This is a genomic window from Anaerococcus sp. C0059F3 (assembly GCF_056590475.1).
On sequence record NZ_JBWPWE010000001.1, the window covers coordinates 41392 to 62298 of the forward strand.

The 20907-nt window shown below is 35.2% G+C and carries 23 protein-coding genes; 16 read left to right on the forward strand and 7 right to left on the reverse strand.

Annotation, left to right across the window (positions count from 1 at the left end):
* Positions 1–14: 14 nt before the first annotated feature.
* A complete protein-coding gene (locus tag AC1EJ5_RS00185) occupies positions 15–194 on the reverse strand; it encodes a hypothetical protein (RefSeq protein ID WP_479813811.1) in 180 nt (59 codons plus the stop codon).
* 197 nt (positions 195–391) lie between these two features.
* Entirely contained in the window at positions 392–1009 is a 618-nt protein-coding gene (locus AC1EJ5_RS00190) for a hypothetical protein (protein ID WP_311480575.1), read from the reverse strand.
* A gap of 439 nt (positions 1010–1448) precedes the next feature.
* Between AC1EJ5_RS00190 and AC1EJ5_RS00195 the strand changes: the two genes are divergently transcribed.
* Both AC1EJ5_RS00195 and AC1EJ5_RS00200 read left to right on the forward strand, forming a co-directional pair.
* Positions 1449–3374 (forward strand): acyl-CoA dehydrogenase family protein, encoded by a 1926-nt coding sequence (locus AC1EJ5_RS00195; protein ID WP_223418269.1) that lies wholly within the window; start codon positions 1449–1451, stop codon positions 3372–3374.
* Between the two features lie 12 nt (positions 3375–3386).
* Positions 3387–4640, forward strand: a complete 1254-nt coding sequence (locus AC1EJ5_RS00200) for an FprA family A-type flavoprotein (protein ID WP_223418267.1) — start codon at positions 3387–3389, stop codon at positions 4638–4640.
* Between the two features lie 128 nt (positions 4641–4768).
* Here AC1EJ5_RS00200 and AC1EJ5_RS00205 read toward each other — a convergent pair whose 3' ends face one another.
* The gene (locus tag AC1EJ5_RS00205) at positions 4769–5032 is read right to left on the reverse strand and encodes a transposase (protein ID WP_479813991.1); all 264 of its coding nucleotides are present in this window, start codon (positions 5030–5032) and stop codon (positions 4769–4771) included.
* A gap of 713 nt (positions 5033–5745) precedes the next feature.
* Here AC1EJ5_RS00205 and AC1EJ5_RS00210 point away from each other — a divergent pair.
* From AC1EJ5_RS00210 to fsa, 5 genes are all read left to right on the forward strand, one after another.
* The gene (locus AC1EJ5_RS00210; RefSeq protein ID WP_479813813.1) at positions 5746–6483 is read left to right on the forward strand and encodes a GntR family transcriptional regulator; all 738 of its coding nucleotides are present in this window, start codon (positions 5746–5748) and stop codon (positions 6481–6483) included.
* A 90-nt stretch (positions 6484–6573) separates the two neighbouring features.
* Positions 6574–7986, forward strand: coding sequence for a PTS transporter subunit EIIC (locus AC1EJ5_RS00215; RefSeq protein WP_479813815.1), 1413 nt, complete (start codon positions 6574–6576; stop codon positions 7984–7986).
* Positions 7976–8776 carry an SDR family NAD(P)-dependent oxidoreductase gene (locus AC1EJ5_RS00220; protein WP_479813817.1) on the forward strand — a complete coding sequence of 267 codons (801 nt, stop codon included), beginning with the start codon at positions 7976–7978 and terminating at the stop codon, positions 8774–8776. Before AC1EJ5_RS00215 ends, AC1EJ5_RS00220 begins: the two co-directional genes overlap by 11 nt.
* Before the next feature lie 14 nt (positions 8777–8790).
* Positions 8791–9213 (forward strand): PTS mannitol transporter subunit IIA, encoded by a 423-nt coding sequence (locus AC1EJ5_RS00225; RefSeq protein ID WP_479813993.1) that lies wholly within the window; start codon positions 8791–8793, stop codon positions 9211–9213.
* A gap of 78 nt (positions 9214–9291) precedes the next feature.
* Positions 9292–9945 (forward strand): fructose-6-phosphate aldolase, encoded by a 654-nt coding sequence (gene fsa / locus AC1EJ5_RS00230; RefSeq protein ID WP_479813819.1) that lies wholly within the window; start codon positions 9292–9294, stop codon positions 9943–9945.
* Between the two features lie 165 nt (positions 9946–10110).
* Here fsa and AC1EJ5_RS00235 read toward each other — a convergent pair whose 3' ends face one another.
* Positions 10111–10713, reverse strand: a complete 603-nt coding sequence (locus tag AC1EJ5_RS00235) for a PepSY domain-containing protein (RefSeq protein ID WP_308748502.1) — start codon at positions 10711–10713, stop codon at positions 10111–10113.
* Between the two features lie 151 nt (positions 10714–10864).
* Positions 10865–11485: a PepSY domain-containing protein gene (locus tag AC1EJ5_RS00240; protein ID WP_479813821.1), complete on the reverse strand. Its 621-nt coding sequence runs from the start codon at positions 11483–11485 to the stop codon at positions 10865–10867.
* Positions 11486–11719: 234 nt separating this feature from the next.
* Here AC1EJ5_RS00240 and AC1EJ5_RS00245 point away from each other — a divergent pair, with 234 nt between their 5' ends.
* From AC1EJ5_RS00245 to AC1EJ5_RS00270, 6 genes are all read left to right on the forward strand, one after another.
* Positions 11720–12400, forward strand: coding sequence for a response regulator transcription factor (locus AC1EJ5_RS00245; RefSeq protein ID WP_223418256.1), 681 nt, complete (start codon positions 11720–11722; stop codon positions 12398–12400).
* Positions 12381–13490, forward strand: a complete 1110-nt coding sequence (locus AC1EJ5_RS00250; protein ID WP_479813823.1) for a sensor histidine kinase — start codon at positions 12381–12383, stop codon at positions 13488–13490. The genes AC1EJ5_RS00245 and AC1EJ5_RS00250 overlap by 20 nt, the downstream gene beginning before the upstream one ends.
* 51 nt (positions 13491–13541) lie before the next feature.
* On the forward strand, positions 13542–13679 hold the full coding sequence (locus AC1EJ5_RS00255; RefSeq protein WP_223418252.1) for a CD1871A family CXXC motif-containing protein: 138 nt from the start codon (positions 13542–13544) through the stop codon (positions 13677–13679).
* Positions 13672–15180: a 4Fe-4S binding protein gene (locus AC1EJ5_RS00260; RefSeq protein ID WP_479813825.1), complete on the forward strand. Its 1509-nt coding sequence runs from the start codon at positions 13672–13674 to the stop codon at positions 15178–15180. Before AC1EJ5_RS00255 ends, AC1EJ5_RS00260 begins: the two co-directional genes overlap by 8 nt.
* A gap of 109 nt (positions 15181–15289) precedes the next feature.
* On the forward strand, positions 15290–16603 hold the full coding sequence (locus AC1EJ5_RS00265; protein WP_479813827.1) for a C39 family peptidase: 1314 nt from the start codon (positions 15290–15292) through the stop codon (positions 16601–16603).
* 10 nt (positions 16604–16613) lie between these two features.
* A complete protein-coding gene (locus tag AC1EJ5_RS00270) occupies positions 16614–16775 on the forward strand; it encodes a hypothetical protein (RefSeq protein ID WP_209772623.1) in 162 nt (53 codons plus the stop codon).
* A 26-nt stretch (positions 16776–16801) separates the two neighbouring features.
* Here AC1EJ5_RS00270 and AC1EJ5_RS00275 read toward each other — a convergent pair whose 3' ends face one another.
* Positions 16802–17659, reverse strand: coding sequence for a hypothetical protein (locus AC1EJ5_RS00275; protein WP_479813829.1), 858 nt, complete (start codon positions 17657–17659; stop codon positions 16802–16804).
* A gap of 57 nt (positions 17660–17716) precedes the next feature.
* Here AC1EJ5_RS00275 and AC1EJ5_RS00280 point away from each other — a divergent pair, with 57 nt between their 5' ends.
* Both AC1EJ5_RS00280 and AC1EJ5_RS00285 read left to right on the forward strand, forming a co-directional pair.
* Complete coding sequence (locus tag AC1EJ5_RS00280; RefSeq protein WP_308748495.1) at positions 17717–18337, forward strand: hypothetical protein; 621 nt, start codon at positions 17717–17719, stop codon at positions 18335–18337.
* The gene (locus tag AC1EJ5_RS00285; protein ID WP_479813831.1) at positions 18334–19230 is read left to right on the forward strand and encodes a CPBP family intramembrane glutamic endopeptidase; all 897 of its coding nucleotides are present in this window, start codon (positions 18334–18336) and stop codon (positions 19228–19230) included. The genes AC1EJ5_RS00280 and AC1EJ5_RS00285 overlap by 4 nt, the downstream gene beginning before the upstream one ends.
* A gap of 94 nt (positions 19231–19324) precedes the next feature.
* Here AC1EJ5_RS00285 and AC1EJ5_RS00290 read toward each other — a convergent pair whose 3' ends face one another.
* Positions 19325–19924, reverse strand: a complete 600-nt coding sequence (locus tag AC1EJ5_RS00290; RefSeq protein WP_479813995.1) for an IS3 family transposase — start codon at positions 19922–19924, stop codon at positions 19325–19327.
* On the opposite strand from AC1EJ5_RS00290, the gene AC1EJ5_RS00295 reads away from it, so the two are divergent.
* On the forward strand, positions 19860–20666 hold the full coding sequence (locus tag AC1EJ5_RS00295; protein WP_479813833.1) for an ATP-binding cassette domain-containing protein: 807 nt from the start codon (positions 19860–19862) through the stop codon (positions 20664–20666). The two genes, AC1EJ5_RS00290 and AC1EJ5_RS00295, sit on opposite strands and share 65 nt — an antisense overlap.
* Positions 20667–20907 lie beyond the last annotated feature (241 nt).

The window sequence follows — 20907 nt, forward strand, 5'->3', positions numbered from 1 at the left end:
CATTATCCTAAATTTTAGCAAATCTTTTTATTATCGAGGATGTGGCCAACGAGATACCCAAATCCTAGACAAGCTAGGAATACTAAAATTATATTATCTTTTAAAACTAAGCTAGAATAAGCACCTACTGCCGCTCCAAGCTGGGTAAAAATCGTCTTATATGAACTAAAATCGTTTTCTTTATAATTAAACATTATAAATCCTTTCTGTTAATTATTAGTAAAATCTGAGTCTTCTCGATAGCTATTTACCTTGCTAACTTATTGATACTTACATCTTACCACACTTTTATTACTTTATCAAGATAATATGATAAGATTTTTAAATTAGAATAAAAAAATCTCAGACAGCCTGTTTTAGCCATCTGAGATTTGAATTTCTTTTTATTTTTTTATGAAGAAATTGAAACGCTTGTTGCGACTCCATTTTCTACAAAGATTATTAGGGCTAGACCTGTATCCTTGCATTCTTCGAGATATTTGAGGAAGTCTTCCTTGGTGAATTCCTTAGCTGGGGCCATGCCACCAACAGCTTCAAATACAGTTTTGTCGTTGATTACAAATTTGTGGTCTTCTTCATTTTTGATTTCTTCGACCTTTTCGTAGTCCTCTGGATTTTCTAAATAATCAAAGGATCCTGAAACTACAAACCTATCGTCTTCAAACTTATAATCATAGGCTGTAGATGTGATGTAGTCATCTGATTCGCCCTTAAGTTTAGCAATCATGGTTGTGACGTATTTGCCGTCTTTTTCGTGAAGGTTTTTTTCGTCTTCTTTTTTATCTGCCACTTTGCTATCTTCCTTGTTTTCATTTTCTTTATCATCTTCAGATTCTGACTTATCAATCTTATCTTCGGCAGGCTTATTGTCAGAATTTTGATCCTCGTCGTGGGCTTCTACTACTTGATTTTCTCCTAAATTTTTATCTGCTGCATCATTTGATTCACAGCCAATTAGGCTTATGGCCATAATTGATAAAAGTATTGGTTTAAATAATTTATTTTTCATATTTCACCTCTTATTCCTATTATACCCTAAAGGCCATTTATGAAACTTAAAACTTTTTTAAGCTTTGATGGGAATGGAATTTACAAAAATAAGCTAGGTGATTTTGTTTTTTTGTTTTAAAGGAGGGAAAAAATGTCAATTTTTTTGTGGATTTTTATTGAAAATTTCCTTATTTTGGTTTAAAAAAACGCAAAAATGGATATATATTAAAGTAGGGAAAATGTTTTGAAAGACCATCCTCAAATTTGAAACAAATGTCAGATTTTACTTAAATTTCTAGTAAATAATTAATTTTGACAATTAACTTTTAGTTATTTTGGGAGAAAGGAGGGTTTTGCCAAACAAATTTATAAGATATTTGGAATAAAAAATATACTTGACAAAACGTTTTCTTAAGGCTACAATACTTTTATAAGGATAATAATGTAAGGAGGATTATATGCTTTTTAAGACAACAGAACAACACGAAGAGCTTAGGAAAAAAGTCAGAGCTTTCGCAGAAGAAAAGGTAAAACCAATCGCCTTCGACCTAGATCAAAAAAACGAGTTTCCTGATGATATAGTTAAGGAAATGGGTCAGTTAGGATTTATGGGTATCCCATATCCAAAAGAATACGGCGGCCAAGGTCTTGATGTAATTTCTTATGCAATTACAGTAGAAGAATTATCAAGAGTAGATGGCGGTGTAGGTGTAATTTGTTCAGCACACACATCTTTAGGTTCCTGGCCAATATTTGCTTTCGGTACCGAAGAACAAAAACAAAAATACCTTGTTCCACTTGCTAAAGGTGAAAAAATAGGTGCTTTTGGTCTAACAGAAGAAAATGCTGGATCAGATGCTGGTGGTACAGAAACAACAGCAGTTCTTGATGGCGATAACTATATACTTAATGGTAAAAAAATCTTTATCACAAACGCTCCAAAGGCTGATACTTATGTAGTATTTGCAGTTACAACACCAGGTATTGGTACCCACGGTATTTCAGCATTTATCGTAGAAAAAGAATTTGAAGGATTCACCTTCTCTGATCACTATGACAAATTAGGTATCAGATCATCTTCTACAGCTGAACTACACTTTGATAATGTAAAAGTTCCAAAAGAAAACTTACTTGGTAAAGAAGGCCAAGGTTTCGCTATAGCTATGGCTACCCTAGACGGTGGTAGAATTGGTATAGCATCTCAAGCCCTAGGTATTGGCCAAGGTGCATATGAATCCGCCCTTGCTTATGCAAAAGAACGTGAACAATTTGGTATGCCAATTGCTCACTTACAAAGAAATACATTCAAACTTGCTGATATGGCAACATATCTACGCGGTGCAAGACTTATGATTTATTCTGCTGCAGAACTTAAAGAAAATCACGAAAGATATTCTGCAGAAGCAGCTATGGCTAAACAAGTTGCATCAGATCTTGCAATGAAGATTACAACTGAAGCAGTTCAACTATACGGTGGTTCTGGATTTATCAAGGGTGTTGACGTAGAAAGATTCTTCAGAGATGCTAAGATTACACAAATTTACGAAGGTACTAACGAAATCATGAGAGTAGTAGTTGGTGCAAACACAGTTGGTCGTGCTCCAAAGATGCAAAGAGCTGGATCAAAAGGATCAGCAGCTCCAATCGCAGGCGTACGTAAAGGCGAAATCTTCGAAGGAGATCCAAAAGAAGCAGTTAAAAATTTAGTTGCAGCCCTTAAGAAAGACGGATATGACTTCACAATAGGAATTGATCCTATGACACCAATTAACGAAGCACAAAGAGTTGTTGTAGCAGGTCGTGGTATAGGTGAAAAGAAGAATATGAAACTAATAGAAGACCTTGCTTACCAAGCAGGTGCAGCTATTTCATCATCTAGACCAGTTGCAGAAACATTAAAATACGTTCCACTTGAAAGATATATCGGTATGTCTGGTCAAAGCTTCAAAGGCAACCTCTACATCGGTGTAGGTGTATCAGGAGCTGGACAACACTTAAAGGGAATGAAAGACGCATCAACAATCGTTGCAATTAACAACAGCAAGAATGCTCACATTTTCAACAACTGTGACTACGGTATAGTAGGCGATGCTATGGAAATTCTTCCACTATTAATCAAAGAACTTGATAATGGCGAAGCAAAGAAACCAGCACCACCACAACCAAAAATTAAGAGATCTAAACCAAGAAAAATGGCTCCAAAAGAAGACGTTTATTTAGACTTAGGTTCAGGATATGAATATGATCCTCAAGTAGGAGATCCATCTCAAGGAATCGAGCCAGGTACTCCATTTGATAAACTTCCTGACAGCTGGGTATCACCAGTTTCTGGCGAAGAAAAATCCGAATTTATTAAGATGGAATTCCCAGCAGATAGAAAGTAGTAGGAGGTAATAATGTATACAGTTAGAAAAGTAACAGACGATTTATATTATGTAGGTGGAGATGACAGAAGATTAGCCTTATTTGAAAATATATTTCCAATACCTGAAGGTGTATCATACAACTCCTACCTATTAATGGACGAAAAAACAGTTTTAATCGATGCGGTTGACTGGGCAATAACAAGAGAATACATGGTAAACGTAGCAAGAGTATTAAACGGCAGAGACCTAGACTACTTAATCGTTCACCACATGGAACCAGACCACTGCTCATCAATAGAATTGATGCTACAAAGATATCCAAACTTAAAGATAATTTCTTCTGAAAAAGGAGTTATGTTCATGAGACAATTTGGTTATCACGTAGACGATAGATACATCGAAGTAAAAGAAGGCGACACAGTAAGCTTTGGTAAACACGAATTCACATTCGTAGAAGCACCAATGGTACACTGGCCAGAAGTATTAATGTCTTATGACTCATATGACAAAGTACTATTCTCAGCAGACGCATTCGGATCATTTATCGCAAACAACGGTAGATTATTCGCAGACGAAGTAAACTGGGATAGAGACTACCTAGATGAAGGACGTAGATACTACACAAACATCGTAGGAAAATACGGTACATTCGTACAAAAAGCCCTAGCAAAAGCAGGTGGCCTAGACCTTAAATACATCTGCCCACTACACGGACTTGTATGGAGAGACAACTTCGGATACATCATCGACAAATACGTTCACTGGGCAACCTATGAACCAGAAGAAGAAGGTGTCCTAATCGTATATGCATCAATGTACGGCAACACAGAATTTGCAGCCCAAGCATTAGCAAGCAAACTTTGCGAAAAAGGCATGACCAACATCTCACTAAGAGACGTATCAAGCACACACGTATCAACTCTAATCGCAGAAAGCTTCAAATACTCAAACATCGTACTAGCATCTGTAACCTACAACCTAGGAATCTATCCAGTAATGCTAAACTACCTAGAAGATATGAAGGCTCTAAACCTACAAAACAGAGCGATCTCAATCATCGGTAACGGAACATGGGCTCCACAAGCAGCAGAAAAAATGGAAAAATTCATAGACGAAGAAATGAGACTAATGGACGTACTTCCAGAAGGTCTAGACATGGTATCTTCACTAAAGAAAGCAAAAGAACCAGACATGGACGCAATGGTAGACGGTATCTTAGAATCAATGAAGAAGAGAAGAGAAGAAAAAGAAAAAACAGCTTCTCAAAACAAAGGCAAAAAATAAATAAAAAACTAAAGGCGAGGAAATCCTCGCCTTTTTGCTTGGGAAATTTGGCTCTTTATCAAATCGTGTTGGTAAATAAAAATCAACAAAATACTTTATCAGGGATAGAAATTTCTATCCCTGAATTTTTAGTTAGCTAGTAAATTCCTAGTAATAAAGATTCTTGTTCTAAAATTTGAAAAATTCCTGTAGCCAAAATCTATTCTCTTTAATACTTTTATGAAGTTGTTAATACTCTCAAGTGGTCCATTATAATAATCATAGGTAAATGAGTTCTTAATTAAATTAAGGTAATAAAAACAAGTATCTATTCTTGTTATCATTCTCCCAATAACTTTATCCTTAAAGTAATTTAAATGAAATTTAAATAATTTAAAATCTTTCTTCTCAATATCCTCTGCTCCTCAAATCAATTAATACAGGATGATCACTTACCCTAGAACATCTTACAGTAGATGGTTTAAAGCCCTACTTAATTAGATTATGGTGAGATCCACAATGAGGGCAAACTTGATCAGAATATTCTAATTTAGCTGTTAGAATTGTATGAATTACACCTTTAATAACTTTGTGATATATTCCATCAGAAAAATTTAGGTTTTTATCTTTGGTATTTAGTAGATTTGTAATAAATTAATTGTTAGACATATTTAATCTCCTTTTGATTATAGGGTAAATAATTAAATATGTCTTTTTTTTACAAAAAATCGTGATGATAGAAATATCATTTACTTCTACCAACACGATTTATTATAGACTCATTTTATTTAATATGTGTCTGGTTTTACTAACCTAGTTAATAACTTGATATTGTATTTTATTTTATAATTTTAAATTCCTACTTCTTAGTGGTGAAATCCACAGATTTGATTGTTATATTTTCGGTGTTAGTTTCTTTAATAAGATGTAGTGATATTTACAGCTCTAGATTTGGGGGCTCATTATAAATTTCCTAATATAATTATTGTTGTTTTTAGAAAAAAATAATTTTTAAGGTAGATTATAAGTAATTAATGTTTGAATTTTAAATTTAAATAACATAAAATTATAAATGATTTTATAGATATGTTTAGAATCAAAATATTAAAACTTTGAGAGGTGTAAAATGATTATTGATAAGAGTAGCCCGATACCGTTATATATACAATTAAAAGACATACTTCTAGAAAAAATTAAAAATGGATCCTTGTTAGAGGGAGAACAAATTCCGTCAGAACTTGAGTTGGGAAATACATACAATTTGAGTCGTACCACTGTACGAGAAGCTATATCAATCCTTGTAAATGATGGGTATTTAGAGAAAAGAAATGGTATAGGAACTTTTGTAAAAGAGAAAGAAAAGGTCAATTCTTGGGATTTACAAAACTTGAGAAGTTTCAGAGATGAGCTGAAGAGTCAAGGTAAGACGATAGATACAAAATGTAAATCAATTGAAACTATTGATAAGAATGATGAATTACTGAAAATTTTTAATGCACAGTATGAAAAATTTTATAGAATAGAAAGAGTCAGGAGCGTAAACAATAAACCTGTAATATGTGTTACTACAATTGTACCTGTAGACATTTTTCCTAATTTAGATATGTTTAATTTGTCTGAAATGTCATTATTCGATATTATGGAGAATCACTATAATAAAAAAATTATAAATGCGGAAAAAACATTTCAAATTTGCAGATGTTCACTTGAGGATTCTAGATCTTTAAATATTAATGTAGGATTACCGATGCAGTTAGTTACAACAAAAACTTATTCTTTTAACAATCAAGTCATAGAATATTCCAAGTCTAGAGATAGAGGGGATATGAGTATATATAAAATAAAAATAAACTATACTTATTAAAAAATATTGATTCAAGCTTGACATTTAAGATACTTTAAGCTATAATGACATCATGACAGGATGATGTTATAATATGATAAGGAGTAAATTATGGATGTCAAATTAAAAGTTCAGAAATTTGGTGGATTTTTAGCAGGAATGGTATTGCCAAATATTGGTATTTTCATATCGTGGGGTCTGTTGACGGCTTTATTTTTAAAAACTGGTTGGTTCCCCAATGAGGATTTAGGAAAGTTAATATCTCCAGTATTAAGTTATTTAATACCTCTTATTATCGCCTATACTGGTGGGGAAATGATATATGGTAAGAGGGGAGCATGTGCCGGAGTAGTTGCGGCAGCGGGAGCGGTATTTGGATCTGATATACCTATGTTTCTAGCGGCAATGATACTGGGCCCTTTGGGTGCTTATATAATCAAAAAAGTTGATGAATTATTAGAAGGCAAAGTACCTTTAGGATTCGAGATGTTAGTTAATAATTTTTCTTTTGGTATAGTTGGTGTAATTTTAATGAGTTTATCATTGTATATAATTGGACCTGTAATTAATCAGTTAACTGCTATAGCAGAAAGTGGAGTTACAAACTTAATAGATAAGGGGATGATGCCTTTATTAGCATTTATTATAGAACCCGCGAAGGTATTGTTTTTAAATAATGCAATTGATCAAGGAATATTTGTTCCTTTGGGATCAGCAGAAATTTTAAAAACAGGAGGGAAAACAATATATTATATGCTTGTATCTAGTCCAGCTCCAGGTGCAGGTGTTATAATAGCTTATTGGTTATTTGGAAAAGGAACAAGTAAACAATCAGCTCCAACATCTTTATTGATTCAATTTATAGGTGGAATTCATGAAATATACTTCCCTTACGTACTCATGAAACCATTGATGTTCTTAGCGGTAATAGCTGGAGGAGTTGCACAGATTTCTGTTTGGATGATAACTAAAGCAGGACTCGCTGGATATCCTCATCCTGGTAGTATTGTATCGTTTATTATTATGTTACCAAAAACAGGTGCTATAAACGTATTCTTAGGACTGCTTACTGGAATAATAGCAAGTTGTGCTGTAGCTAGTTTAATTCTTAAAATGGATAAAAATCAAGAAGATATAAATACCAGTTTATCAGATGAAATGTCAGATGTTTTAGGTCTATCAAATAATAAAAAAAATGATGAATTAATATTCTATGAAACTGAAGAAATTAATTCTATAATATTTGCGTGTGATGCGGGAGTTGGCTCATCAGCGATGGGGGCAAGTGTGCTGAGGAAAAAATTAAAAGAGGCAAATCTATATATAGATGTTATTCATATGCCTGTTGATAGAGTTCCTAGTGATGCTAAGATTATTTTCACTCAAAGAGAATTAAAGCAGAGAGCTGAGAGCGCTACTAATAATGCAATAATTAGAACTGTTGATAATTATTTGAATGACCCAGAATATGACAAGTTAGTTGAAGATTTAAAGAAGGGGAAAATTTTTGCAAATGAACAATAATAGAATTAACAAGAATGATTTTAATGAAAAAATAGTTGTAATAACTGGAGCAGCTAGTGGTATAGGTGAAGCGTGTTTAGATTATTTTGCAAAACAAGGTAGCATAGTTATAGGACTAGATAATCAAGAAGATAAGATTCTAGCGAAAGAGCAGAAATTGTCTGAATTAGGACATACTGGAAAATTATATAAAGTCGATATAACCAATAAAAAAGAGATTGAAGATGCAATAGATGATGTAGTAAGTATTTATGGCGGATTAGACTATTGGATAAATGCAGCTGGGATTTCGTACATTATTCCTTTCTTAGAAACTAGTGAAGAAATCTGGGATAGGACATTAGATGTAAATCTAAAGGGGCAATTTTTATGTTGTCAAGTTGCTATAAAGCATATGATTAAGAATAATGGAGGAGCAATAGTAAATTTCTCTAGCCAATCTGGCAAAAAAGGAACTAATGAATATGCGGCATATTGTTCAAGTAAAGCGGGAGTAATTGCATTGACACAATCAATAGCAAAAGAGTTTGGTGAATATAACATAAGGTGTAATGATATATGTCCTGGTGTTGTTTATACTCCAATGTGGGATAAACAAATAGAGGACTACGCTAGGAAAAAAAAGATAAAAAGTGATGAAGTAATGAAAACTTTTGAACAAAATACACCTTTAAAAAGGATTGCTAGCCTAGAAGATGTTACTAACTTGGTTTGGTTTTTATTATCAGATAAGTCTTCATACATGACAGGACAATCTATAAACCTAACTGGCGGATCATGGATGTGGTAAGAGGTTAAGTGTGCATGGATATTCTTATAGAAAATAATATCATTAAATGTGATTCAATAATATCTAAAAATAAAGCTATTAGTGAATTGTGTAAAGTTCTCCACGAAAGTGGTTATGTAAAAAAAGAGTTTGAAGATTCTGTAATGAGTAAAGAAAAAGAATTTGATACAGCGATAGGTTTCGGTCTGGCAATTCCTCATGCAATGATAGACGATAAAGACGACACTATTATAAATACAGGACTAGCAATAATGGCGTTACCGCAAGGTATAAGTTGGAATGGGAAAGTAGTAAAGTTTGTAGTGATGATTGCAGCAAATGGAGATGAACATATTGAAATATTAAGCAAAATAGCTATAATGTGCAATAGTGAAGAAGCAGTAGACAGATTATGCAAGTTATCAGAAAATGAAATATACACCATGCTAACAAAATGATATATATAAAACACTTGTTCTTTATCTTTATCTCACAGATATAGAATCTCAATTGTAACTATTTCTTAAGGAGCAAAAATGAAATTTTTCTTAGACACAGCAAATGTGGACCAGATAAAAAGAATCAATGACCTAGGCCTATGTGATGGAGTTACAACCAACCCATCCTTAATTAACAAAGAAGGTAGGGACTTCAAAGAAGTCGTCACAGAAATCGCATCTTTTGTCGATGGACCAATCTCAGCAGAAGTCACCCACTATGACTATGAAGGCATGGTCAAAGAAGCAAGAGACATAGCAAAATGGGCTGATAATATAGTAGTAAAAATCCCGATGACAGAAGACGGCCTAAAATCAGTAAACACCCTCTCAAAAGAAGGCATCAAAACCAACTGCACACTAATCTTCTCAGTAGCCCAAGGACTTATGGCAGCAAAGGCAGGAGCGACCTATATTTCACCATTTATCGGCAGAATCGATGATATGGGCGAAGATGGAATCAGGCTAATTTATGACCTAAAGACAGTATTAGATAACTATGGCCTAGAAAGTGAAATCATAGCTGCCTCAATAAGGACCAACAAGCACCTAGAAGAAGCAGCCCTAGCAGGAGCTCATATAGCAACTATTCCAGGTACTCTTTTTGAAAAACTCTGGACCCATCCACTTACAACTCAAGGTATAGAAAGTTTCAAAAAAGATTGGGATAGTTTCATAGAAAAATCAAAGTAGGAAAGAAATCTAAGTTTTTTCTAGAATATTGTGTTAGAATGTTACAAATAAGAAAACAATAGTAAATTTCAATTATATCTTATTATAAAATTTTTTGTGGATTTTAAATTAGATATTTAAAAAGCTAGCTTTTAGATTATTTGAGTAATCTTTAGCTAGCTTTTCTTACATTACTTTTTTATTTATAGCATTAACTGTGATTTCTTTGCCGTCTTCTAGTTCGATTTCGTATTTTTCGCCTTCGCCGTCGTTATAGAGTTTCCATTCTTTTACAGTGCCGCCTCCGTTTGATTCTAGGGCTATTCTCATTGCTTCTTCTGGTGGGATGGATTTGCCTAAGTCTACTGGATTTTCCTTGTCGGCTCCTTTTTCTATTTCGGCTTCTGTGGTTTCTGCTGAGTTGGCATTTACCTTTAGCTTATACTCTTTTCCATCTTTTTCACCTTCAAAATTGTAATAAGCCTCTCCATTATCTTCTACTTCGTAGGTCACTTCTGTTAGGTTGTAAGGTGCGCCACCCACATGGCTTTCAAACTTGTAGCTTGCTGCCTTTAATGTTACCTTGTTGTCTGGAAGAACTATGTCAGCTGTTTTTTCGTCTGCTTTTTCTTCTGGTTTTTCTTCTTTGCCTTCGTCTTTTGCGTCTTCAGCAGGTTTTTCTGCTTGTTCTTCTTGTTTTGTTTCTTCCTTGTTTTCTGCTTTATCTTGATTGCAGCCAGCAAAAACAAAGGTTCCTGCTAATAGTAAGGCTAATAATTTTTTGTTCATCTATATACTCCCTTTTAATCAATTATCTCTTAAATTATACCAAAAGGGCTTAATTTTACAAATTTTAGAGTTTAATGCCAAAACCTATCAAAAAAAGTGAATTTTTGGAAAATAAAGACAAAAAATAGACCCAAGGGCCTATTTTCTAAAATTATTTGATTATTTCACCTGTTGCTGCATCTATTTTTACATCTCTTCCATTTTCTATATCTATATCATAAACAGCCCTGCCATCATCTATTTCTAGCTCGTATTCTACAACCCAGGCATTTTTTGCTTGGCCTTTTAGGGCTTTTTCCATGGCTTCTGTTGCTGGTATAATTTTATCGAAATCTAGGGCTAATTTGTTGGTATCATCATCTTCATCGATTTCTTCTTCTACGATTTTTCCATTATCTGCAATTTTTAGTTTATATTCTTTGCCATCTTTGAATCCTTCTATTTCGTAATCTAAGGCTTCGTTAAAGAATGATAATTTTAGTTTTGATATATTTATAGCTCCTACAGCTCCATCACCGAATTTGTGCTCGTGGAAGATTTTTACTGCTTCTTCTGGATTTGTAGCTACTTGTGGTATTGGATCTCTGTCTGCATCTATTAGTGAATTTTCGTCATGATCTTTTTTGGTGTTTTCCACTTCCTTGACACCCTTGTTTTCAGTTGTTTGACTTACTTCTTGTTTAGTTTCTTCTTTTGGTTTTGCCGCTTGGTTGCCGCATGCACCTAAAACTATGGCTGTAGCTAAAACTAGGGCTAAATTTTTATTTTTCATAAATATTACTCTCCATTTATTCTCTTTATTAAGTTCCAAGATAAGAGAATACTTATCTATAGTATATATTATACTGGACATTATAAAATGTAAAGTAAAAATAAAAGATATTTAAGATTTCTTGCAAAAATTTTAAGATTTATAAATTTAATACAAAGCAAGAAATCTTAACCATAATTTAACAAGATTGTGATATAATCAAAGTGAAATAAACTACTTTCAAGGAAGGTGAATATGAAGGTATTAATAGTAGAAGATGAATTAGATTTATTAGATTCTATAGCAGAGGGGCTCACACTTTTGGGTTATGTGACTGATAAGGCTAGTAACGGTGATGATGCCATTGATATGGCTTATGTTGAATCCTATGATCTTATAATTTTGGATGTGAATTTGCCGGGAAAGGACGGTTTTGAGGTCCTTAGAGCCATTAGGGAGGACAACAAGGAAGTGGCTATTATTATGCTAACTGCCAGGTCCGACATAGAAGACAGGGTCAAGGGCCTTGATCTTGGGGCGAGCGACTATATGGTAAAGCCCTTTGCCCTTAGAGAACTTGATGCCAGAATGCGTTCACATTTGAGAGGCAAAAAAATCCACCAAGCCACAGTTATAGATATTTCCGGCCTCTCCTTTGATACAATCAAGAGGCAAGCGTCTTTTAATGGAGAAGTTATTCCCCTTACAGTCAAGGAAACTGGGATTTTGGAATACTTGTTTTTAAATTCTGAGCGTTTTATTTCGGCAGAAGAGCTTATCGAACACGTTTGGGATTCAAATGCGGATGGTTTTTCAAATACGGTGAGGGTCCACATGTCTTCGCTTAGGAAAAAGCTAAGGGCTGCCTGCGGCAAAAACCTAATCGAAAATGTAATTGGCAAAGGATATAGGATTCATGAAACAGAAAGTCTATGATTCTGTAGTTTTCAAACTAATTTCGGCTGTTGTGGTGCTTTTTATAATCATGCTCCTTGTCAGCATGTACCTTATCAACCGCAAGCAGGCCATGGTAATTGACGGTGTTATAGAGGAAATGAACGCAAATATGGGTAATATGGACAGGTCCATGGTCCTTTTTGTAGATACAACCAAGGTCCAATCGGCAAGTGACTTTACAATCTACTTAATTTTTGTGATGTCAACTGTGATTATCCTGGGATCTCTTTCCTTTGCCTTTATAATAAAGAAAATTCTTGCACCCCTCAAAAAGCTCCAGAAAAAGCTAACCGAGGTTGACATAGATAAGCCGGAAAGTTTTGAAAATTTGGTGATTTTGGATAATACTTCAAGTGAAATTGTCGAGCTTTCAGAGGCTTTCAACAAGATGCTTAAAAAAATCTACGCTGATTACAAGAGGCAGAAGGATTTCTCATCAAATGTGGCCCATGAGCTTAGGACTCCTATAGCCGTTATGCAAAGTCAGATTGATCTTTATAGGCAAAAGACAAAGGACGAAGACGCCCTCAAAATGCTTAGAGTCCTTGATAGCAATGTTGGCAAGCTAAATGGTCTTGTCGATGCGATTTTATCTTTGAGGAAAAAATCTGACCTCAAACTCGACGAAGTAAATCTTGATATATTGATAGATGAAATAATTCTTGACCTAGAAGATAAGGCAGACCTTAAAAATATCGAACTTATTACGGAAAAAACTGATATAAATCTTATCACAGACGATGGCCTCCTCCAGAGATTGGTCTTTAATATAGTTGAAAATGCTATTAAATACAACAGGCAAGGCGGGAAGGTGGAAATTTCTGCTGTGGAAGATTCTAAATTTGTAAAAATAAAAGTTGCAGACACCGGTCTTGGAATTTCTGATTCTGATAAGGAAAGAATCTTTGATCTTTTCTATCAAATTGACTCATCTAGGGGGCAAGAAGGCTATGGAATAGGTCTTTCCTTGTCAAAAACAATAGCCGATATGATTAGGGCAAAGATTGAAATTTCAGACAACGAGCCAGTTGGTTCAATTTTCACTATAATTATTCCCAAGTCTTTATGAGAATTTAACACAGGCTTTGATAGAATATAAAATATGAAAAAGGTGGTTAAGATGAAAGAAAGAAAAATTACAATTGGACTTCTTGCCCTAAGCCTTGCCTTCATTGGCTTTGGGGTCTATAGAAAAGAAGTGGATACGGTTTTTATGAAGGCAATCAATCTGTGTTTGGAGTGTATAGGCATTGGATAAGGTAAAAAATTACAAAAAACTAATAATCCAAGCCTTATCCACCCTGGCTCACAACTTCCACTTGGATAATTTCTTAAAAGGCAAAATCTACCAGGGACCTGGCAAAAAAGCCTGCCTACCTGGATTAAATTGCTATTCCTGTCCGGGAGCGGCTGGTTCTTGCCCGATTGGAAGTCTCCAAGCTGTCATAGGATCAAAAAAATATAAGTTTTCCTATTATGTAATCGGCCTTATGATGTTTTTTGGGGTCATCTTTGGTAGACTCATCTGTGGATTTTTATGTCCCTTTGGGTTTTTCCAGGACTTACTCCATAAAATCCCAACAAAGAAATTTTCAACCAAAAAGTTAAAGGCCCTAAGGAGTATAAAATACATAATTTTAACTGGCCTCCTTGTTGGAGTGGGCTTTGCCTTAAAAGGCCAGTACGAAGTTGTGCCTCCATTCTTTTGCAAGTACATTTGCCCTCAGGGCATTATGGAAGCAGCCCTACCTCTTGCGGCGAGAAATCTTTCCCTAAGAGCGGCCCTTGGTCCTCTCTTTAGGTTTAAATTTGTAATTTTGGTCATAACAATCATCCTTTCCATTGGATTTTTCAGACCATTTTGCAAGTGGATTTGTCCGCTAGGTGCCTTTTATTCGCTCTTTAATAAATTTTCCCTCTATCAATTAAAGTTGAGCGAAGACAAGTGTATCAACTGCGGCAAGTGCGCAAGGGTATGTAAGATGGATGTTGATATTAGAAAAAACACCTCACATTTAGAATGTATCAGGTGTGGAGATTGTGTGGAAGCTTGTCCAACCAAGGCCATCACCAGTGAATTTATAAGAAAAAAGGAGAAAAAAATGAAAAATAAAAGCAAAATTATCTTAGCATTAATGTTAGCAGGCTCTTTAGTAGCATGTGGAAAAAAAGAAGAAGCAAAACCAGAAGAAGTAAAACAAGAAGCTATTAGCAAGGAAGATCTTCCAGAAGGCGCTAAAATTACAAATGATACAACAACCCCAATTGAAGAACCTCAAGTGGAAGGCGAAAAACCAACCACTTTAGGCAATTTTGAAGCCAAAGACCAAGATGGCAAGAAATTTACCAACGAAGATTTCAAAAACTATGACGCAACAGTTATCAACCTATGGTTTACAGGCTGTTCTGCTTGCATCCAAGAGATGCCAGAGCTCAACAAGGTTGCAGACGACCTAAAGAAGGACGAAAAGGTAAACTTCCTTACTCTTTGCACAGACGCTGAGTATGACCAGTCAACCATGGATGCCTTCAAGAGAATAATTGACGAAAACAAACCAACCTACCAAGCCCTAGGCGTTAAAAACGAAGGCGAAATCAAGAAATACCTAGACCACGTATTTGCTTATCCAACAACAATCGTAGTTGACAAAAACGGCAACATCGTCGGCGAAGATGTGGTAGGAGCAATCACAAGTGAAGACCAAATAGCCAAATTAAAGGCAAATATTGAAAAAGCAAAAGAGTCTTCAAATAAATAAGAAAATACTTTCCCTATAAATATTCTGTTGATCCCGACTTTGTCGGGATTTTCTTTTGCCAAAAATAGCCAATCTTTGATATAATTAAAAGAAAAGCCTAGGAGCTTAGATGAAAAAGAATTTATTCATATTAAGTCTGGTATTTTCTGCTGTCTTAAGTATCAATTCTGCCCTTGCTGCAGAAGAGGTAGTTTACTACGATACAACAAGTCTCGACGTTATTTTTGAAAAATATCCAGACCTTAATCATAAAAATAAAAATGCAAAAAAACTTGAAGACAAAAAACCAAATAAAAATGAAAGTGAAAGCCCAAATGGAGGTCTTTTAACTGACTCCTATCATTACAAGGAAGATGGGAGTCTGGCCAAGGGATTAATAGATACAGGCGAGATCCGTAGGTATTTTGACAAAAAAACTGGTCAGATGGTTAAAAATAAAAAGATTGAAAATGAAAATATCTTTGTAGATGCCGATGGGGAAGCCCACTACATCGGATGGGATTATTACAAGGGCAAGCTAGGATATTACGATCCAGAAAAGGGCTATGCTAAGGGACTTAAGACCATTGACAACATTACTTACGGCTTTGATGAAGATGGGTCAATTTTCAGGAAACAAAATAGGGTTTTTGATGGAATGAACTTCTATTTTAATAATTACGGTGAAGCGACTAAGACTGACGGATCATATCCTAAAGGCTGGCTTGGCGACAAGTATTATTTTGAAGATGGCAAGCCTGCTGAAGGCCTTGTCACAATAGATGGCAAGAAATATGCCTTTCACGAAAGAAGTCTCAACTTACTCCGCAATGTCAACAAGGTTTTTGACCACAAAATGTATTGGATAAATGAAAAGGGCGAGGCTATTTATAGGTACAAGGTCAACCATGCCTACTTATCAAGGGGGACAGGTGGAGAATTTAAGCCGGGATTTTCTCAAAATCTCATGAGAAAAACCCCATATTTTAGCCAAACCGACAAGCGTTGGGCAGGCAAATCTTATTCTGTAGGCACTATGGCAAATCTGGGCTGTGGGCCAACAGTCATGGCCATGGTCCTAAATCGCAAGCTAAATACAAACGACATCTACCCAACAAACACCATGGATGTTGCCAGGGACTACTCATCTTGGGATGGGACTGACTGGCAATATTTTATAGAAGGTGTTGAGGCTTACGGCCTAAAATCTTACGACATTCCAATCCACAAAGAAGCCTTCATCCAGGCCCTTAAGGACAATCCTATAGTTATTAGAGTAGGTCCTGGAACTTTTATAAATGCTGGCCACTACATGGTCGTGGATTCCTATAAAAATGGGTCTTTTCTGATAAATGACCCCATTAATATGAAAAAAACTACCCAAGAAAATATCCCATGGTCAAGGCTAAGAAGTGAAGTGACTGTAGCTTGGGAAATCAAATAAGGAGGAGAAAATGAGATACCTAAAAATTTTTATTATTACTTTGATAGTTACAATTATTATGGAATTTTTGTCAAAATTCTTAGTGAAAAAATACGGAATGGATAAAACCCTATCTATTATTAAAACTATAGCTGTTGTTGCTATAGCAATGTTTCTTAAGGAAATAATTTAAAAAACGCAGGCCAAGTGTCTGCGTTTCTAGTTGATTCCTAAAAGCAAATAGGAAAGATATTTGTTTTTGATTTTGAAAATGCCTTGGCCAAGAATATAAGAAGCGAGTATTGCAATTATTGAAATGGCCAAGATTTCTATATCAAGGCTCGCTTTGATAATCACAAAAAGGGCCGGATAGATATAGATTAGGGCAAAAATCAAGTGGTCAATAAGGTCAAAGGCCGACTCGCGACTTACAGTTTTAAGGGCCAGGTAGGATAGTGGGAAGATACTAAACAAAAATCCGTAGTCGATTTTTATATATTTTTCCTTGATATACATTTCGCCTGCCACCAAGATTAGGCCAAGGACTAGGAGGAGAGGGTTTAAGCTTGATGCAGACCTCACCCTAATTGCCATTACATAGAAGGAAAAATAGAGGAAAAAATCCTCAAAAGCTTCGAGAATGGCTAGCTTCTTGCTAAAGGAAATGGCGATAAAAATTATAAGCGAAATCCCACCTAAAATTGATGTTGCAAGGCTTCCCAAGAGTTTATTAAAGAACAATTCAATGGCAAAAAAGACCCCAACCATGACCAGTAATTTATAAAGCGTGGTTATTATTTGGACCATATCGCTAGGAATTTTCTGCGAAAACCCGCCCCTTATAACAAGAGCCATGACTAGGCTGTGAAAGATGAGGGGAACAAAGATTAGGCCGACCTTTTTTGTTTCCATATAGGAAATTTTAAAGGCTAGGTAGGCTATGATGTAGGATGTGAGTGTCCTTTCTATTAAATTTTCATTAATTGATAGACCTTGTCCTATAAAAGCCTTAAAGATTAGGCAGATTAGGGCCAAGAGTGCAAGGCCGTTGGCAAAATTATTTTTTACATACTTCATATATTTATCATATCATAAAATTAGAGAAATGGTATAATAATTTAAAAGGATATAATTATGGCTAGACAAAAAAGAAGTGAAGAAAAAGAATATAAAAATCCAAAAACCCGTGAGAGGAAAAGGCGTGCTAGGGAAAAAAGGCGCAAGAGAAAGACCTTTGGTCCCTATATTTTAATCTTTATCCTCCTTGTTGCCGCGGTATTTTTTGGGGCAAGAAGCCTATCTCACAGTGTAAATAGGACTGTGGATAGGATTGAAAAAGCGATTAAAACCGATGATACAGCCTTCATGGAAGAAAACATGGATAGGCTGGATGTGATTTTTGACGTCCTTAAAAAGTCATATTCGGATGATCTTGAAAAACAGGACGAATTTGTCAGAAATAATTTCAAAAACCTTGATATTAAGGTCTTAAACAAGCTTGATATAGACGGAGGAGTGGAAGTCACCCTAAAGATTTCAAATGTTAATTATGTCACTTGTTTTGACAAGGTTGCCCATCTTGAAGCGGAAAACCAACACGAAGCTTATATGAAGGAGCTTTCCAAGGACGATGCTGAAGTTAAGAGTATGGATGCGAAAATTTTCCTAAAGAAAAAGCTCTTTGGTTATGAAATTTTTGAGTCAAGAGACTTTATCAACGCCATAATCGGCGGTGCCTTGGATTTAGTCAAATGATAAGAAATAAGTCGATAAAAGAGACAGCGAAGACCACCCGAGACCTAAATCCGGTCATTATTACCGTCATCCTTTCACTTCTGGTAATAATTCCCCAATACTGTCTCGGGCAAATCATGGGTCTTGGCCGAAAAATCGAGGCCTTGGATGATTTTTTCACTTTTCTTTATCAAAGGGACCTATTTTTCCTTTTGATAATTTATTCCACAGCCCTAACCCTAATTTTAGCCTACATCTTTGCAAGGAAAATCCTAAAGAGATCAAATCTTTCTTTGGGCCTTGTTGATGATAAAAAAATTTCAAATTATGGTAAGGGGATTTTGCTAGGCGTTGGCCTTTTAACTTTAATAGTCCTAATCCTAAAGCTAACAGGTCTTGCAGAAATTAGCAAAAATCCAGCAGGTTTTGACACAAAACTCTTTTTGCTCTTCATCCCAGCTTGGCTAATCCAAGGATTTGAGGAGGAATTTTTACTAAGAGCAATTTTAATGAACCAAATGGCAGCAAAGGGCAAAATCAGCCTGGCGATGGTAGCCAACTCTCTAATTTTTGCCATCTTCCACTTGGGAAATGCAGGTTTTAGTCCAATGGCCTTTGCAAATATATTTTTACTAGGACTGATATTTTCACAAATATTTTACCTAAGTGATTCAATCTATATAGTAGGAGCCGCCCATTCCTTCTGGAATATGACCATGGCCAACATCTACGGCATCACAGTTTCCGGCAACAAGTCAGTAGGAGTCACTTACTTTACCACAAGCCTAAAGGGGCCCGACCTAATCTCAGGAGGAGGCTTTGGAGTAGAGGGAAGTATAGTAACCACCATAGTTCTAGCAATTTTTATTATAATTTTAATCAGAAAAATAAAACAAAGAGATCTCGCAAAATAAGGTGACCCCACAAAGTTGGACCTAATACCAGAGTTAGAACTAAACTAGCTCTGGTATTTCTTTGTTCTTTCCTACCCCTAGGGGTAGGAAATTTTTATGCTGCATTCTTCTTTCTGTATTCTATTGGTGATAAGTATCCTAATTTTTCTTTTATTCTTTCTTCGTTGTAATATTTTATGAAATCTTCTATTGTCTGTTTTAAGTGTTCGTATGAATAGAATTTTCTTCCGTAATATATTTCTTGTTTTAATATTCCAAAGAAGTTTTCCATTGGCGAGTTGTCTAAGCAGTTGCCTTTTCTGGACATAGATTGGGTGATGCCGTTTGTTTCAAGTCTTGATGTATATTTCTTTGTTTGATATGCCCAGCCTTGATCTGAGTGGAATATTCTTTCTTCTTTACTTTTGTTAGTTGTTTTTATGGCTTTATCTAAAGCTTTTAGGATTGGTTCTATTGTTGGTTGTTTTGATATTTCATAGCTTAGTATTTCACTGTTGTACATATCTAGATATGGGTTTAGATAGAGTTTCTTTATTTGGTATGTTCCTGTTTTATCTTTTTCTAAATACTTAAATTCTGTTGTGTCTGTTGTTATTTTTGTGTATGGTTTTTCTACTTTGAAGTTTCTTTTGATTTCATTTTTAATTATTGCGCCAATAGCAGCTGTGGTTTCATATAAGAGCGAGGAGAAGATTTCAGATTATTCCTCAAACCATTTGGACGATATGAAAAATATGAAGGGTTATCTCTTAGATTCCAACAACCTAAGCAAGGAAGAGATGTTTTTAGAAGATAAACAGCTTCCACCAATTAAAGACTCTTTTAAAGGATTTTTTACTAATCTCATTAAAAAAGTACGTTACGAAAGCGTGATTTATAATATCTTTGTCTACGGAACCCTAAACATGGCCATCACCCTTACCACAATTATTTCCATTATCCTTATTATAAAAGGCAAGATGCCCCCAGGATCTTATGCCGCTGTGTCAATCTACATCAGCTCCCTTTGGGATCCTATGCTTGACACCTTCAATACCAGAAGAGAATATGTATCTGGCAAACCTGCTATGGACTATTTCTATGAATTTATAAATATGACCCCTGTAAGCTTTGATAAGTCTAAGATAAAATCCTTAGAAATAAGAGATTACATAAGCCTTGGAAGCAAGGGAGAAAGGCTTCACCAAGCCTTTAGCCAAAACTTTGAAAAGGGAAAAATCAACCTCATTGTAGGGGATAACGGGATAGGGAAAACCACCCTCATTGAAGCAATTATGAATCTTACAACAAGATATGACGGAGAGATTTTAATCAACGGCAAGGTCCTTGATAAAAATTCGGGTCTTTTATTTGATGATTTGGTTTATGTTCCAGCCAACCCAACCATAAGCGAATACGGTGCCCTAAAAGATAAGATAAAGGGATCTTCAGGCTAGAGGAAACTCTCCCAATTAAAACACGCCATAAAAACCGACAAGTCCTTATATATATTTGATGAGCCAACAAACTTCTTAGATAGAGAAGTTAAGGGCAAGGTCTTGGACCTAATTTGTGACCTTAATAGGAAGGGAAAACTAGTCATAGTTATAAGCCATGATGAGATATTTATGAAGAATTCTAATTTTAAAGTGATTAGGATTAATAAATAAGAAAATAGCCTAGCTGTGGATATTTGTT